Source organism: Mesorhizobium huakuii (genome assembly GCF_014189455.1).
Lineage (GTDB): Bacteria > Pseudomonadota > Alphaproteobacteria > Rhizobiales > Rhizobiaceae > Mesorhizobium > Mesorhizobium huakuii_A.
Genome location: NZ_CP050296.1, coordinates 2,634,567 through 2,650,357 on the forward strand (window position 1 = coordinate 2,634,567; position 15,791 = coordinate 2,650,357).

Here is a 15,791-nt window from a genome sequence, read left to right on the forward strand (position 1 = left end):
ACGGCCTTCAGCGGTCGTTTGATCAGGCTGACGCGTCGCCATCCCAGGAACCTGTCTCGGCCATCCGCTTCAGCAGCGGTGCCGGCCCGAACACATCCTTGCCGGTCTGCTGGTGCCAATGCTCGAGCCGTTCGACGATCTTTGCCGCCCCTTCCAGGCCAGCCCAGAACATCGGCCCGCCCTTGCCGATCGGAAAACCGTAGCCATTGACCCAGACGACATCGATGTCCGAGGCGCGGGCCGCGATCTTCTCTTCGAGGATCTTCGCGCCCTCATTGACCAGGGGATAGAGCGTGCGCTCGATGATTTCTTCCGCACTGATGGCACGCGGCGCGATGCCACGCTCAGCGGCCTTGTCACGGATCAGCGCCTCGACCTCGGGATCGGGAACGCCTGCCCGCGCGCCGGCCTCGTAGAGGTAGAACCCCCGGCCGGTCTTCTGGCCGAAACGCCCCTGCTCACACAGCGTGTCGGCGATGACGGCCGTCAGGCCGCGTGCCTTGCGGTTGCGCCAGCCAATGTCGAGGCCGGCGAGATCGCCCATCTGGAACGGCCCCATCGGCCAGCCGAAATCGGTGAAGGCCTTGTCGATCTGGCTGGGTGTCGCGCCCTCCAGCAGCAGCGCTTCCGATTCCGAACCGCGCGCGGCCAGCATGCGGTTGCCGACGAAGCCATGGCAGACGCCGACGACGACAGCCACCTTGCCGATCCGCCGTGCCAGATCGATGACGGTCGCCAGCGCATCCGGCGCGGTCTTGTCGGCGCGCACGATCTCCAGCAGCTTCATGACATTGGCCGGCGAGAAGAAATGCAGGCCGAGCACATCCTGCGGTCGCGAGATGGAGCCGGCGATTTCGTTGATGTCGAGATAGGAGGTGTTGGTGGCGAGGATGGCGCCCGGCTTGGTCACGGCGTCGAGCCTGCCGAACACCTCCTTCTTCACCGCCATGTCCTCGAACACCGCCTCGATGATCAAGTCGCATTCGGCGAGATCGGCATAGTCGGTCGAGCCCTTGAACTGGGCGAGCCGCTGATGCTTGGCGTCTTCGGTCAAGGAACCGCGCGAAACGGAAACGGCATAGTTCTTCTCGATCGTGCCCAGCCCGCGCTGCAGCGCTTCCGCGCTGGTTTCCAGCAAAGTGACCGAGAAACCGCCATTGGCGAAGGCCATGGCGATGCCGCCGCCCATCGTGCCGGCGCCGATGACACCGACGCGCGCGATCCTGCGCTTGGGCGTGTCCTTGCCGGGAAGCTTTGCCGCCTCACGTTCGGCGAAGAACAGATGGCGCTGCGCCCGCGACTGGTCGCTGGCGACCAGTTTTGCGAACAGCACGCGCTCCTCTGCCAGCGCTTCGTCGAAGGGCAGCGTGACGGCATTGCGCACCGCTTGCGCGCAGGCGACCGGCGCTTCGAGCCCGCGCGCTTTCCTTGCGAGATCCGCCGCCTCGGCATCGAAAGCCGTGAGATCCGTTTCGCCAAGCAAGTCATCGCGATCACGCACCGGCGTGAACGGACCACCCTTGCGGGCGATTTCGCGGGCAAAGTTCACGGCGTGCGTGGTCAGATCGCCTTCGAAAACGGCATCGACCAGACCGCCGGCATGCGCTTCGGTCGCGCCGATCGGCGTACCCGAGACAATCATCTTCAGGGCCTTCACCGCGCCGACAAGACGCAGCAACCGCACCGTGCCGCCACCGCCTGGCAAGATGCCGAGCTTGACTTCGGGCAGGCCGAGCTTGGCGCCGGCATCGGCGACACGGAAATGGCAGCCGAGCGCCAGTTCCAGCCCACCGCCGAGCGCCGTGCCGTGGATGGCGGCAACCGTCGGCTTGGCGATGGTTTCCAACATCGCCACGATGGCACGCAGATCGGGCTGTTGCACCGGCTTGCCGAATTCGGTGATGTCGGCGCCGGCGACGAAGGTCCGTCCAGCGCAGGCAATCACAATGGCCGCCACCGACGCGTCATCGCGCAAGGCAACGAGCGCCTGCATCAGCGGCTCGCGGACATGAAAGCTCAGCGCGTTGACCGGCGGATTGTCGATGGTGACGATGGCGACGCCATTGTCGTTCACGACGCTGACAGAACTGGACAAGCAGAGCCCTCCCGGGACCGACTGAGATCGCGGAAGGGTTTACTAGGCCCCGCCACGAATGGGAACCCGCTGTTGGGCTGGCCCAACGATTGCGCAAGAACTCAGCGTCGATGCGTCGTGATCCCTCACGCTACCGCACCGCCTTCTCCCCACCCGCCGCCGTAATAACGCCGACAATGATCAGCCCCGTCAGCAGCAGACGCACCCCGGCGCTGACCCCAAAGGTGTTGAGCATGGTCAAAAGCAGCACCAGGAATAGCGCCGCGCCCCACACACCCGGCACGTTGGCCTTGCCGCCGGCCACCGACGTGCCGCCGATGACCACGACGGCGATCGAGGCGAGCAGATATTCATTGCCGATGTCGACATTGGCGCCGCGGAAATAGCCGGCAAGCAGCGCGCCATCGATGCCGCCGAGCGCGCCCGACAGTGTGTAGGTGAGGAAGCGGATGCGGCCGACATTGACGCCGGCGAGCCATGCGGCGCGGATGTTCTGGCCGATCGCCAGCACCGAGCGGCCATAGATCATGCGCTGCAGGGCCATGGCCGCGCCGATGGTGAACAAGACGGTCAGCACCGCCAGCACGGGGATGCCCAGGATCTGCCAATTGGTGAAATCGGCAAAGCCCGGCGGCGGCTTGATCTGCAGCCCGCGCCCATAGCTGATGTCGATGGACTGGATGATGAAGCTCGCCGACAAAGTGGCGATGATCGGCGGAATGCGCAGCGCCCAGATCAGCAGATAGTTGACCGCGCCGATCGCCGCGCCGCAGGCGAGCGCTGCCAGAAGGCCTACCACGATCATGGAATCGCTGCCGGCCATCACCTTCATGGCAACCGCGCTGGCGAGCCCGATGTTGGCCGGCAGCGACAGGTCGACATTGCCGGGGCCGAGCGTGATGACGAACATCTGGCCGACGCCAACGATGACGGTGAACACTGCAAGCGACAGCGCTGCCGTCACCATGCCGCCGGCGCCATAGCCGCCGGTGAAGGCGATCGTCGCCAGCCACACGACAAGCGCGCCGAGGAACGACCATACCCAGGGTTTGCCGGCCAGCGATTTCACCAAGATCATCGCTCACCTCTCCTTGCGGCTGATCAGCACCCGCGCCGCCAGCACGATGATCAGGATGGCGCCGTTGGCGGCCACCTGCCAGTCCGGCGGAATGTGCATGAAGGTGAGCAGCGGCGAGGCCGCCAGCGCCAGTGTCAGCGCGCCGATCACCGCGCCGATCGGCGACACCCGACCGCCGACGAATTCACCGCCGCCGAGGATGACGCCGGCGATCGCCAGCAGCGTATAGCCATTGCCGATATTGGCGTCGGCCGAGGTGGTGATGCCGATCAGCGCCATGCCCGACAGCACGCCGAACAGGCCGGCCAGCGCGAACAGCACGATCTTGGTCTTCAGCAGCGACCAGCCGGCGCGCTTGAGCGCGGCCGGATTGCCACCGGAGCCGCGCAGGATCACGCCATAGGAGGTGCGCATCAGGCCGAAATGGACGACGAGGCCGATCAGCAGCGCCGCGATGATCGGGAAGGGAATGAAGGGCGGCTTGAACGACATGATCGCCAGCAGCCAGTCCGGCGCCTTGCCGCCGGGCTTGGGCAGGACGAGGATGGCGAGCCCCTGCCAGACGAAACTCATGCCGAGCGTCACCACGATCGACGGCAGATTGCGCAGATGGATCAGCGCGCCAAGCAGCGCATAGATGCCGATCGAGCCAAGCAGGATGGCGACGCCGATGAGCGGCGCCTCCTTCAGCCAGGTCGCGGTGACGCAGCCGACGAAACCGACAAAGGTGCCGATCGACAGGTCGAGCTCGTTGCCTGCAATGACGAACATCTGCGCGATCGTCGCCAGCGCGATCGGGATCGCCAGGTTCAGCATCAGGCTGAAGCCGAAATAGCTGATGGCGCGCGGGTTGAGCCAGGCAATGGCGGCGAGCACCAATGCCAGCGACAGCGCCGGCAGCAGCCCGCGCAAAAGGCGGGCACGGGCCAGCGCGCCGCGCTCGGCGGAACTCCTGGCAGTGGTGTCGAGACTGGCGGCGGTCATCTCAGGCCGCGTCGCCGAACGAGGACTGGATGATCTTCTCTTCGGTCAATTCGTCGCGACCCAGATTGGCGACGATGCGGCCGTTCTTGAAGACATAGACATGGTCGCAATTGTCGAGTTCCTCGGTTTCCGTCGTGTACCAGAGGAAGGTGCGGCCGCGGCCAGCCTCTTCGCGCACGAGGTCGTAGACTTCTAGTTTGGTGCCGATATCGACGCCGCGCATCGGATCGTCCATCAGCACGATTTCCGCATCCGAGCCGAGCGCGCGGGCAAACAGCGCCTTCTGCTGGTTGCCGCCCGACAGCGAAAAAATGTTGTTGTTCATGTCGGGCGTGCGGATGCCGATCTTCTTCTGCCAGGCCTCGGCGAGTTCGGCCTCGCGCCGCGGCGAGATCAACAGGCCATTGCGCAAACGCGCCAGCGAACGGATGCCGATATTTTGCGCGATCGACCATTGCGGGAAAATGCCATCCGACTGGCGGTCGCCGGCCACCAGCGCTACTGGCGCGGTCACTTCGATGCCGGTCCTGGCGCGGGAAGCAGCAGCGAAAATCGCCAGCAGCAGGTCGGTCTGGCCGTGTCCCGCCAACCCCGCAAGGCCGATGATCTCGCCGGCGCGGGCGACAAGGTCGGCGCCGTCCTTCTGCGCGGCGGGACGCGCCCGCACCCGCAGCGGACTGGCCGCCGGCTTGGCGGCGGCAATCGCCGCCGCGATCTTCTGCCGTGCCTCCGCCCCGCCCATCGCCGTCACCAGCCGGTCGCGGTCGAAGGCATTTGCCGCATCAGCGACAACCACCTTGCCGTCGCGCATCACCACGATGCGGTCGGCATTTTTCAGCACCTCGCCCAGCACATGCGAGATCAGGATGCAGCTTTTGCCGCCGGCGACGAAGCGGCGCACAAAGGCCAGCAACTGGCCTGATGTATGCGCGTCGAGCGACGATGTCGGCTCGTCGAGGATGACGAGGTCGAGCCGGTCCTGGGTGACCGTGAAGGCGCGCGCCACCTCGACCATCTGGCGCCGGCCGATCGACAGGTCGCCGACAATGTCCCAGGCCGAGATGCCATGATCCGGAAAGATTTCGTCAAGCTTGGCGGTGATGAGTGCTGCCGCCTTGCGCCGCCAGCCGAGGCCCGAGAGCGAGGCGTGGTTGATGCGCGTGTTTTCGGCGACGCTGAGATTGGGGCACAGCGACAGTTCCTGGAACACGCAGCGTATGCCGAGTTTCTGCGCCCGCGACACCGAGTAGTTGTCCTCGATGCCGCCATGCACGCCGATCTTGCCGCTGTCGGGCACGAGCGTGCCCGCCACCATGTGCATCAACGTCGATTTGCCGGCGCCATTGTGGCCGACCAGGCCGACGCATTCGCCGGGCCGGACATGGAAATCCACCCCGCCCAGCGCGCGAACGGCGCCGAAATGTTTTTCGGCGCCGTTCAGTCTTATGATGTCAGCGTTCCCTTCAGGCATACTCAACGATATCCGCGCGATGGTACGAAGGGCAACGCTGGCACGACAGTCACTTGATGTTGGCCTTGATCGCCGCGAGGGCGTCTTCCTGTGTGTATTCGTGGGTGGCGACGCCGCCTTCCTTGATCTTAGGCAGGGCTGCCTCGAAGTCGTCCTGGGTGAAGGCCAGATACGGCACCAGCAGGTCGTGCGGAATGTCCTTGCGGCCATCGAGCACCTGCTGCGCCACCCAGAAGGCGAGTGACGACACGCCGGGCGCGATCGAAGCCGACCAGGTCTTGTAGCCGTCCTTGTCCTTCTGTTCCTTCCACCACTTCAGTTCGTCCTGGCGGTTGCCCATGATGATGGTCGGGCGCGGCTTGCCAGCGGCGGCGAAAGCCTGGGCGGCGCCATAGCCGTCACCGCCCTGGTCGACGATGCCGACGACATCGGGCAGCGAGGGCAGGATGGTCGCGACCGCCTTCTGCGCCGTCGTCTGGTCCCAGTCGCCGGTCACCGAGCCGACGATCTTGAATTCGGGATGGGCGGCGACGCCTTCGAGGATGCCGGCATGGATGGCATCGTCGATCGAGGTGCCGGCCAGGCCGCGGATTTCAAGAAGGTTCCCGCCCTTGGGCTGGAACTTGGCCATCTGCTCGACTTCCTGCTTGCCCATATCCTTGAAGTCGACGACGACGCGGTAGGCGCAGGGCTCGGTGACGGTGCCGTCGAAGGAGACGACAGTGATGCCGGCATCGCAGGCCTGCTTGATGGCGCCATTGAGCGCATCCGGCGAGGCCGCGTTGATGACGATGGCGTCATAGCCCTGCAGGATCAGGTTCTGCACCTGCGCCGCCTGCGTCGGCACTTCCTTGTCGGCGGTGGTGAAGATGTCGGCCGCGCCGACGATCTTGTCGTCCACCGCCTTCTTGGTGACGATGCCATAACTGTCCAGCATCGCCTGCCGCCACGAATTGCCGGCGTAATTGTTGGAGAATGCGATCTTCTTGCCGCTGGTGTCGGCAAGGGCCGTGCCCGAGGCGAGCATAGCCGCCAGCGCACCCAGAACGAGCAGTTTGTTCATATGATTTCCTCCCAAAGTTGCTAGTTTTGCCTGATGATGGTTACGCGCAGTCCCTGTTTTTTATCTATTGTCAGACAAATTCAGACGAACCGCAAGCTGTCAACTGCAAAGGCTGGCATGCCTCCGATCAACTTGCGGTGCAATGATTGAAAAAGCCGCCGGCACATGGTCTAGGAGCACGACAGGAGGCCAATTGATGGCAGGAACGCCGACCGTTGCAAAAGGCGCGCCCGGAATACCGGCCCGCTGGACATCAAGCGCCAAGAGTGGCGTCGGCACCGCGTTTTCAGCCAAGAGCCCGCTCTGGTTCACGATCAGTCACGGCATCTTGAACGAGATCTACTATCCGCGTCTCGACAGCGCCTGCACGCGCGACATGGAGCTGATCGTCACCGGCCCTGGCGGCTATTTCTCGGAAGAGAAGCGCGACGCCGCGCACGCAGTCGCGCCCTTCGAGGACGGCGTGCCGGGATACAGGCTGACCAACACCGCGACAGACGGCGCCTACCATATCGAAAAGCGCATCATTACGGATCCGAAACGGCCCGTCCTGCTGCAGGAGATTGCATTCGTTCCGCTGAAAGCTTCGGCGGCCGACTACCAGGTCTACGCGCTGCTTGCGCCGCACCTCGTCAACGCCGGCATGGGCAACACGGCCTGGGCTGGCGAACACAAAGGCCAGCCCGTGCTTTTCGCTACGGGGCGCGGCGTATCCCTGGCGCTGGTCTCCTCGCTGCCCTGGCATAGCTGTTCGGCCGGCTATGTCGGTTTCTCCGACGGCTGGCAGCAATTGCAGAACGGCGGTGCGCTCGATCCCTCCTGCCAGCGGGCGGAAGACGGCAATGTCGCGCTGACCGGCGAGATCGGCTTCTCGGCCGACAAAACCACGGCCTTGCTGGCGCTCGGCTTCGGCGCGTCGCCGGAAGCAGCCGCCGACCTGGCGCTGGCCAGTCTCAAGCAGGGTTTCGAAGCAGCCGCCGCGACCTATGTCGAGAACTGGCGGACATTCCAGGCCGGACTTGAGAAGCTCGACCGCCACACCGCCTCCGGGCTGAACACCTATCGTGTGAGCACAGCGGTTCTGGCCTCGCATCTCTCGGTCGCGCGACCGGGTGCCGCCGTTGCCAGCCTGTCGATCCCCTGGGGCTTCAACAAGGGCGACGACGATCTCGGCGGCTACCATCTGGTCTGGCCGCGCGACCTGGTCGAGACCGCCGGCGGTTTCCTTGCCGCCGGCGACGGCAAGCAGGCGCTGCAGATCCTGACCTATCTGCGCTCGATCCAGCAGCCCGACGGCCACTGGCCGCAGAATGTCTGGTCAAACGGCACCGCCTATTGGCCCGGCATCCAGATGGATGAATGCGCCTTTCCGCTGCTTCTGGCCGACGCCTTGCGCCGCGCCGGCCACCTGCCGCGCACAAAACTCGCCGATTTCCTGGCGATGATCGAAAGCGCGGCCTCCTATGTCGTGCGCAACGGCCCCGTCACCGGCGAGGACCGCTGGGAGGAAGACGCCGGCTACAGCCCGTTCACGCTGGCCGTCGAGATCGCCGCGCTGCTTGCCGCCGCCGACATGCTGGATGTCGTCGGAAAGAGTGAGCCGGCAAACTACCTGCGCGAAATCGCCGACTGTTGGAACGATCAGGTCGAACGCTGGACGTACGTCACGGGCACTGAGGTGTGCATCGAGACAGGCGTCGAAGGCTACTATGTCCGCATCGCGCCGCCGGACGATGCGGGCGCCGCCGCGCCGAAGGACGGCTTCGTGCCGATCAAGAATCGTCCGCCGGGCGACACCGACAAACCGGCGGAAGCCATCATCAGCCCAGACGCCCTGGCCTTGGTCCGCTTTGGCCTCAGGGCGGCCGACGATCCGCGCATCGTCGATACCGTCAAGGCCGTCGACGCCCTTTTGCGTTGCGACCTGCCGCAAGGCCCGGTCTGGCACCGCTACACCGGCGACGGCTATGGTGAGCACGAGGATGGCACGCCTTTCGACGGCACCGGCCAGGGACGCGCCTGGCCCCTGCTCACCGGTGAGCGGGCGCATTATGAGCTGGCCGCCGGCCGCAAGGACAAAGCCGCGGAGCTTCTCGAGACCTTCGAGCGCTCGGCGGGCATAGGCGGGCTGCTGCCGGAACAGGTCTGGGACAGCCCGGACCTGCCGGACCGCGAGCTGTGGCTTGGCAAACCCTCCGGCAGCGCCATGCCGCTGGTCTGGGCGCATGCCGAGCACATCAAGCTGTTGCGATCGCTACGCGACGGCGCGGTCTTCGACATGCCGCCGCAAGGCGTTGAGCGCTACATCAAGGGCAAGACAAGCTCGCCGCTCAGGATATGGCGCTTCAACAACAAGATCCGCTCCATCCCCGCCGGCAAGGTTTTGCGCGTCGAGCTTTCGGCGCCGGGCGTCGTCCATTGGAGCAGCGACAATTGGCTGACGATCCAGGATCACAAGACCGGGGAAAACGCTTTCGGCGTCCATCTGGTCGACCTGCCGGTCGCCGGACTGGCGCCGGGAAGCACCATCGTCTTCACTTTTTTCTGGCCCGATGCGATGCGTTGGGAGAATGTCGACTTCAGCGTCGGCATTGACGCATCATGATTAGGCGGGACCGATAGATTTCTTCTTTCCTCAAGCAATCGGGACGAAACCATGCAGATCGGAATGATGGGACTGGGCCGGATGGGCGCCAACATGGTCCGCCGCCTGATGCGCGACGGCCATGAATGCGTCGTCTACGACATCAACCCGGCAAGCGTCGCGGCGCTGGTGAGCGACGGCGCCCTGGGCGCGGCCTCCCTGACGGAATTCGTCGGTAAGCTCGCCAAGCCGCGCTGTGTCTGGCTGATGCTGCCGGCAGCGATCACCGGCAAGATCATCGATCAGGTGTCGGCCCTGATGGAGCCCGGCGACATCGTCATCGACGGCGGCAATTCCTACTATCACGACGCCGTCGACCAGGCCGCGAAACTGGCCACCAAGGGCATCCATCTGGTCGATGTCGGCACCAGCGGCGGTGTCTGGGGCCTGGAGCGCGGCTACTGCCTGATGATCGGCGGTCCCGACGTAGCGGTGAAGCACCTCGATTCGGTCTTCGCCACGCTGGCGCCGGGCGCCGATGCCGGCGCGCCGACCCCGGACAAGGCCGCAGGCACCGCGCCCTTCGGCTATCTGCATTGCGGACCGAGCGGCGCCGGCCACTTCGTCAAGATGGTGCACAATGGCATCGAGTATGGCGTCATGGCCGCCTATGCAGAAGGCATGAACATCCTGAAATCGGCCAATGCCGGCAAGCGGCAACGCACGGCGGACGCCGAGACCAGCCCGCTGGAAAACCCGCAATATTACCAGTTCGACATCGACCTTCCGCAGGTGGCCGAGGTCTGGCGCCATGGCAGCGTCATTGGCTCGTGGCTGCTCGACCTGACCGCCGGCGCCCTGAAGAGCGATCCGGGCCTGGCGCAGTTCGGCGGCCGGGTTTCGGATTCGGGCGAAGGCCGCTGGACGCTGAAGGCGGCGATCGACACCGGCGTGCCGGCGCCGGTGCTGTCCTCGGCGTTGTTCGACCGTTTCTCCTCGCAAGGCGAATCAGAATTCGCCGACAAGCTGTTGTCCGCCATGCGCTACGCCTTCGGCGGCCATGTCGAAAAGCCGAAGGCCGGCAAGTGACGCCACAGCGGGAGACGCACGCATGAGCCAGGAACGGTCCGACACACTAGTGCTCTTCGGGGCCACCGGCGACCTCGCCCACAAGAAGATATTTCCAGCGCTGTACCAGATGGTGGCCAAGGGCACGCTCACCGAACCGGTGATCGGTGTCGCCTTCGACGCCTGGGACTTGAAGCAGTTGCAGGACCGCGCCCGCGACGGCATCGTCAATGCGCTGGGCAAGATCGACGAGAAGGTGTTCGCCAAATTCGCCTCGCAGCTGCGCTATGTCAGCGGCGACTACCGCGATCCGGCCACTTTCGAGAAGCTGAAGACAGCGCTCGGCAGCGCCCAGCGGCCGCTGCACTACATGGCGGTGCCGCCGACCATGTTCGAGACGGTCGTGCAAGGGTTGGAGCAATCCGGCACCGCGCATGGCGCGCGGCTGATGGTGGAAAAGCCGTTCGGCCACGATCTGCAATCGGCGCGCTGGCTGAACCGGGTGCTGCATCTGGTGTTCGACGAACAGTCGATCTTCCGCATCGACCACTATCTCGGCAAGGAAGCGATCCAGAACCTGCTCTATTTCCGCTTCGCCAATTCCCTGCTCGAACCGATCTGGAACCGCAATTTCGTCGAGAGCGTGCAGATCACCATGGCCGAGGATTTCGGCATCGAAGGGCGCGGTAAGTTCTATGACGATGTCGGCTGCATCCGCGACGTCATCGAGAACCACCTGCTCAACATCCTTTTGCTGCTGGCCATGGAGCCGCCGGTCGGCCGTTCCGCCGACGATCTGATCGACGAGAAGGTCCAGGTGCTGAGGGCGATCCGGACGCTGACGAAGGACGATGTCGTGCGCGGCCAGTTCACCGGCTATCTCGCCGAGCCCGGCGTCAAGCCGAACTCGCCGGTCGAGACCTTCGCGGCGGTGCGCTTCTTCGTCGACACCTGGCGCTGGCAGGACGTGCCGTTCTTCATCCGCGCCGGAAAGAACATGCCGGTGCATGTCACCGAGGTGGTGGTGCGGCTGAAGCGGCCGCCGCTCGACGTCTTCGACCCTATCAAGCCCGCCGACCAGAATTACGTGCGCTTCCGTATCGACCCGCAGGTGGTGATCGCCATCGGCGCCCAGCGCAAGGCGCCTGGCGACGACATGGTCGGCGAGCAGGTGGAGTTGACGGCGCTCGACGACAGCAAGAGCGACATGCCGCCTTACGAACGGCTGATCGGCGACGCCATGAACGGCAATGGCCAACTCTTCACCCGCCAGGATGCGGCGGAGCTCGCCTGGCGCATTGTCGGGCCGGTGCTCGGCGACACCACGACGCCGCATCTCTACGAGCCGAAAACATGGGGGCCGGCCGACGCCATGGCCGGCTTCGGGCCACCCAATGGCTGGATCGACCCGGTGGCATGAGGGAAGGGGACGCGATGGCCAAGGCCGTGAAGCAGACAGCACCCGAGCAGATCGTGTTGGCGATCGATATTGGCGGCTCGCACGTCAAGATCCTGACCAGCAACGGCGGCGCCGAGCGCCGGGCCGATTCCGGCCCGGACCTGACGCCGCAGCAGATGATCGCCACGGTGAAGAAGCTCGCCGAAGGCCTGTCCTATGACGTCATCTCGATGGGCTATCCCGGCCCGGTGCGTCACAACAAGCCGGTGCTCGACCCGATGAACCTCGGCAAGGGCTGGGCCGGCTTCGATTTCGCCGCGCAGTTCGGCAAGCCGGTCAAGGTGGTCAATGATGCGCTGATGCAGGCCATCGGCAGCTATGAGGGCGGGCGCATGCTGTTCCTCGGCCTCGGAACCGGCCTCGGTGCGGCGATGATCCTCGACAATGTCGGCCAGCCGATGGAACTCGCCCATCTTCCCTACAAGAAGGGCGCAAGCTTCGAGGACTATGTCGGCGAGCGCGGCCTGGAAAAGCGCGGCAAGAAGAAGTGGCGCAAATATGTCTTCGACGTCGTCAGCCGGCTGCGCGCCGCCCTGCAGCCAGACTATGTCGTCATTGGTGGCGGCAATGTCGACAAGCTCGACGAGTTACCGGCCGACTCCAGGCGCGGTGACAACACACGCGCCTTCGAAGGCGGATTTCGTCTGTGGCGAGACAAGGCCCTGATCGTCTGATAGTATTACAGTTTAGTATAGTTGTTCAAAATAACGTGTGTCGCCGCGCTTAATCATTGCGTTGCGCAGATTTGCCGACTAGGAATTTTGCGCACTGTCCGGCGTGCTCCGCGGAACACGCTAAAGACGCTTCAGCATTTTTTGTTTTTTGTGCCTCGTCCTTTCGAAAACGCTCCCGATTTTCGAGGCCGTGCACCATAGACGGAGGAAACATTGACCGACGATAGCAACGACGCTCGTATCGACCTTCTCGAACTGACCGCCCACATCGTATCCGCTTACGTTGAGAAGAACCGCCTGCCCGCCTCCGGTCTGGCCGACCTCATCGCCAGCGTCGCCACCTCGATCAGCGGGCTCGGCAAGCCGGCCGTTCCGGTGGCAGCACCCCTGGTTCCCGCAGTCAACCCGAAGAAGTCGGTGACGCCGGATTTCATCATCTGCCTCGAGGACGGCAAGAAGTTCAAATCGTTGAAGCGCCATCTCGGCGTGCATTTCGGCCTGACGCCGGACGCCTACCGCGCCAAATGGGGCCTGCCGGCGGACTATCCGATGGTTGCCCCCAACTACGCGGCCTCGCGCTCGCAACTGGCGAAGTCGATCGGCCTCGGCCGCAAGGCCGTCGAAGTGGCGCCCGTCAAGGCCAAGGGCCGCAAGGCCAAGGTCGCGGCCTGAGCAATTCGGCCTGAGCCAATATTTAGGACGACTGGAGCAGAAGCCTGCCGGCGAAACCGCCTTGGCAGGCTTCATGTTTTTATGGCTTGGATACCCCAGACAAAGGTGATGCGGGGGAAGCCATGAATTACACCAGGATGGTGATCGAGAAGGAAGCGCCGGAGGAATACGGCTACGACCGCATCCGCTTCAATCTCTCCGAAAGCTCGATCGCCGACCAGAAGCTTTCCGACATCGGCCTGTCGCTGCCCGATCTGACGCTGTTCTATGGCGAGCATCGCGGCGACAAGGAGTTGCGTGCGCTGATCGCAGCGCAGGATGCCGGCGTCTCGCCTGACGATGTGCTGGTCACCGCCGGTGCCGCCGGCGCGCTGTTCATCATCTCCACCTCGCTTCTGTCGGCGAGCGATCACCTCGTCGTCATCAGGCCCAACTACGCCACCAACATCGAAACCCCACGCGCGATCGGTTGCGCCATCAGCTTTGTCGATCTCGCTTTCGAGGACGGCTTTGCCATCGATGTCAAGGCCATCAACGCGGCGATGCGGCCGAACACGAAACTGATCAGCGTTACTTGTCCGCACAACCCGACCGGCACGATGATGTCGCGCACCGATCTCGATGCGCTGGTGGCGCTCGCGGAGGCCAGAAACTGCCATTTGCTGGTCGACGAGACCTATCGCGACCTTTCCTATGGCCGGCGCCTGCCGTCGGCGGCCTCGCTCAGCAAGAAGGCGATCAGCGTCTCGTCCCTGTCGAAAGCCTTCGGCATTCCCGGCATCCGCATCGGCTGGCTGATCACCAGGGATGCGGCGCTTCAGGAGACATTCCTCGCCGCCAAGGAACAGATCGGCATTTGCGGTAGTGTCATCGACGAAGGCATTGCCCGCGGCATGCTGGAACGGCGGGACGCGTTCCTGGCGACGTTGTTGCCCGAAATGGACAAGCGCCGCGACATCGTCCAGGCCTGGATCGATCGCGAGCCGCTGGTCGACTGGATCAGGCCCGAAGGCGGCGTCGTCGGCTTCCCGCGCCTCAACGTCGAACCCGGTTTCGACCTCGACCGCTTCTATGTCAACCTGCTGGAAGACCACGGCACCTATGTCGGGCCCGGCCACTGGTTCGAAATGCAAAAGCGCTTCTTCCGCGTCGGCTTCGGCTGGCCGACGGAAGCCGAGTTGCGAGGCGGGCTCGAAGCCATTTCGGCAGCACTTCGGCAGTAACTTCCTTGTGCGACGGGCGGAGCAGGCTGAAAATCCCTTGATCCAGGCCTGATTTTAACGCACATCCCGCCGCGAACTTTGTTAGACGTTCCATTGGTCGGACCAGCGCCCATTCGGGAAGTGCCCCGCCGATCAATGCCATCGCAACGGGGCCTCATTTCATGACTGCCGCACAAACTTCGCCGGACCAGCGCTATGCCGCGTTTCGCCACCGCTCCTTCCTGAGCTATTGGGCGGCGCGCTTCCTCACCACCTTCGCCACCATGATCGTCTCGGTCGCCGTCGGCTGGCAGATCTATGATTTGACGCGCGATCCCTTCGACCTCGGCCTGGTCGGCATCGTCCAGTTCCTGCCGTCCCTGCTTTTGGTGCTGGTCACCGGGGTCGTCGCCGACCGCTTCGGCCGCCGCCTGATCATGGCGCTGGCGGTGGTGGTGGAGGCGATCTGCGCGCTGGCGCTGCTCACCCTGACACTGCATGGCATCAGCGGATCGCTGCCGATCTTCTGCGTGCTCGCCATGTTCGGCGTGGCGCGCGCCTTCTTCGGCCCGGCCTCGGCCTCACTGTTCGCCAATCTGGTGCCGCCGGAGGATTTCGCCAACGCCATCGCCTGGAACTCGTCCGCCTGGCAGACCGCGACCATCGTCGGTCCGGTCGCCGGCGGCCTGCTCTACGGCGTGTCTGCGGAAGCCGCTTACGGCACCGCCGCCGTGCTCATGCTTGCGTCCGGACTGCTGATCTTCACCATCCCGAAGCCTGCCCAACGCACCGAGACCGAGAAGCCGACGCTGCAGAACCTGTTTGGCGGGTTCAGCTATATCTGGAGCGAGAAGATCGTGCTTGGCGCCATCTCGCTCGATCTGTTCGCCGTTCTGCTGTCAGGCGCTTCTGCGCTGCTGCCGGTCTATGCGCGCGATATCCTGCAGCTCGGCCCCTGGGGCCTCGGCCTGCTGCGCTCGGCGCCCAGCGTCGGCGCCATCTGCGTCGCCATCTGGCTGGCCGGCCATCCACTTCGCAACCATGCCGGCATGATCATGCTGGCCGCAGCCGCGTCGTTCGGCGCCTTCACCGTGCTGTTCGGCCTGTCGACCATCACCTGGCTGTCGATCGCAGCACTCGTCTTCCTCGGCGCCACCGACATGTTCAGCGTCTACATCAGGGAGACGCTGATCCAGTTGTGGACGCCGGACGAGGTGCGCGGCCGCGTCAACGCCGTGAACCAGGTTTTTGTCGGCGCCTCCAACGAAGTCGGCGAATTCCGCGCCGGCACCATGGCGGCGCTGATCGGCACGGTTCCGGCCGTCGTCATTGGCGGCATCGGCGCGATCGCGGTTGCCGGGCTGTGGATGGTGCTGTTCCCGCAACTGCGTAAAGTACGCCACCTCAACGGCCGGAACTGACGCTCGCTGACGGTCAGCAA

12 protein-coding genes are annotated in these 15,791 nt (G+C 64.5%); 7 read left to right on the forward strand and 5 right to left on the reverse strand.

From position 1 onward, the window contains the following. Nucleotides 1–22: 22 nt before the first annotated feature. The 5 genes from HB778_RS13065 to HB778_RS13085 form a co-directional block, all read right to left on the reverse strand. The gene (locus HB778_RS13065) at nucleotides 23–2,095 is read right to left on the reverse strand and encodes a 3-hydroxyacyl-CoA dehydrogenase NAD-binding domain-containing protein (RefSeq protein ID WP_183464273.1); all 2,073 of its coding nucleotides are present in this window, start codon (nucleotides 2,093–2,095) and stop codon (nucleotides 23–25) included. Between the two features lie 130 nt (nucleotides 2,096–2,225). Beyond that, nucleotides 2,226–3,173 (reverse strand): ABC transporter permease, encoded by a 948-nt coding sequence (locus HB778_RS13070; RefSeq protein ID WP_183464274.1) that lies wholly within the window; start codon nucleotides 3,171–3,173, stop codon nucleotides 2,226–2,228. 3 nt (nucleotides 3,174–3,176) lie between these two features. Next, a complete protein-coding gene (locus HB778_RS13075; RefSeq protein WP_183464275.1) occupies nucleotides 3,177–4,157 on the reverse strand; it encodes an ABC transporter permease in 981 nt (326 codons plus the stop codon). A 1-nt stretch (nucleotide 4,158) separates the two neighbouring features. Further along, nucleotides 4,159–5,628: a sugar ABC transporter ATP-binding protein gene (locus HB778_RS13080; RefSeq protein ID WP_183464276.1), complete on the reverse strand. Its 1,470-nt coding sequence runs from the start codon at nucleotides 5,626–5,628 to the stop codon at nucleotides 4,159–4,161. Between the two features lie 49 nt (nucleotides 5,629–5,677). Beyond that, the gene (locus HB778_RS13085; protein ID WP_183464277.1) at nucleotides 5,678–6,691 is read right to left on the reverse strand and encodes an ABC transporter substrate-binding protein; all 1,014 of its coding nucleotides are present in this window, start codon (nucleotides 6,689–6,691) and stop codon (nucleotides 5,678–5,680) included. A 196-nt stretch (nucleotides 6,692–6,887) separates the two neighbouring features. Between HB778_RS13085 and HB778_RS13090 the strand changes: the two genes are divergently transcribed. From HB778_RS13090 to HB778_RS13120, 7 genes are all read left to right on the forward strand, one after another. After that, nucleotides 6,888–9,296 (forward strand): glucan 1,4-alpha-glucosidase, encoded by a 2,409-nt coding sequence (locus tag HB778_RS13090; RefSeq protein WP_183464278.1) that lies wholly within the window; start codon nucleotides 6,888–6,890, stop codon nucleotides 9,294–9,296. A gap of 51 nt (nucleotides 9,297–9,347) precedes the next feature. Beyond that, nucleotides 9,348–10,364: a phosphogluconate dehydrogenase (NAD(+)-dependent, decarboxylating) gene (gene gnd, locus HB778_RS13095; RefSeq protein WP_183464279.1), complete on the forward strand. Its 1,017-nt coding sequence runs from the start codon at nucleotides 9,348–9,350 to the stop codon at nucleotides 10,362–10,364. 22 nt (nucleotides 10,365–10,386) lie between these two features. After that, entirely contained in the window at nucleotides 10,387–11,763 is a 1,377-nt protein-coding gene (gene zwf / locus HB778_RS13100) for a glucose-6-phosphate dehydrogenase (protein ID WP_183464280.1), read from the forward strand. Nucleotides 11,764–11,777: 14 nt separating this feature from the next. After that, nucleotides 11,778–12,476 carry an ROK family protein gene (locus tag HB778_RS13105; RefSeq protein ID WP_183465073.1) on the forward strand — a complete coding sequence of 233 codons (699 nt, stop codon included), beginning with the start codon at nucleotides 11,778–11,780 and terminating at the stop codon, nucleotides 12,474–12,476. A 213-nt stretch (nucleotides 12,477–12,689) separates the two neighbouring features. Then, nucleotides 12,690–13,148, forward strand: a complete 459-nt coding sequence (locus tag HB778_RS13110) for a MucR family transcriptional regulator (RefSeq protein ID WP_183464281.1) — start codon at nucleotides 12,690–12,692, stop codon at nucleotides 13,146–13,148. Between the two features lie 122 nt (nucleotides 13,149–13,270). Further along, complete coding sequence (locus tag HB778_RS13115; protein WP_183464282.1) at nucleotides 13,271–14,371, forward strand: aminotransferase class I/II-fold pyridoxal phosphate-dependent enzyme; 1,101 nt, start codon at nucleotides 13,271–13,273, stop codon at nucleotides 14,369–14,371. Between the two features lie 161 nt (nucleotides 14,372–14,532). Continuing rightward, nucleotides 14,533–15,771, forward strand: coding sequence for an MFS transporter (locus tag HB778_RS13120; RefSeq protein WP_183464283.1), 1,239 nt, complete (start codon nucleotides 14,533–14,535; stop codon nucleotides 15,769–15,771). Nucleotides 15,772–15,791 lie beyond the last annotated feature (20 nt).

What these genes read in the sequence shown, in the direction of transcription:
- HB778_RS13070 (WP_183464274.1), bottom strand. Translation starts at nt 3,173, where the DNA reads ATGATCTTGGTGAAATCGCTGGCCGGCAAACCCTGGGTATGGTCGTTC.
- HB778_RS13075 (WP_183464275.1), bottom strand. Translation starts at nt 4,157, where the DNA reads ATGACCGCCGCCAGTCTCGACACCACTGCCAGGAGTTCCGCCGAGCGC.
- HB778_RS13080 (WP_183464276.1), bottom strand. Translation starts at nt 5,628, where the DNA reads ATGCCTGAAGGGAACGCTGACATCATAAGACTGAACGGCGCCGAAAAA.
- HB778_RS13085 (WP_183464277.1), bottom strand. Translation starts at nt 6,691, where the DNA reads ATGAACAAACTGCTCGTTCTGGGTGCGCTGGCGGCTATGCTCGCCTCG.
- HB778_RS13090 (WP_183464278.1), top strand. Translation starts at nt 6,888, where the DNA reads ATGGCAGGAACGCCGACCGTTGCAAAAGGCGCGCCCGGAATACCGGCC.
- gnd (WP_183464279.1), top strand. Translation starts at nt 9,348, where the DNA reads ATGCAGATCGGAATGATGGGACTGGGCCGGATGGGCGCCAACATGGTC.
- zwf (WP_183464280.1), top strand. Translation starts at nt 10,387, where the DNA reads ATGAGCCAGGAACGGTCCGACACACTAGTGCTCTTCGGGGCCACCGGC.
- HB778_RS13105 (WP_183465073.1), top strand. Translation starts at nt 11,778, where the DNA reads ATGGCCAAGGCCGTGAAGCAGACAGCACCCGAGCAGATCGTGTTGGCG.
- HB778_RS13115 (WP_183464282.1), top strand. Translation starts at nt 13,271, where the DNA reads ATGAATTACACCAGGATGGTGATCGAGAAGGAAGCGCCGGAGGAATAC.
- HB778_RS13120 (WP_183464283.1), top strand. Translation starts at nt 14,533, where the DNA reads ATGACTGCCGCACAAACTTCGCCGGACCAGCGCTATGCCGCGTTTCGC.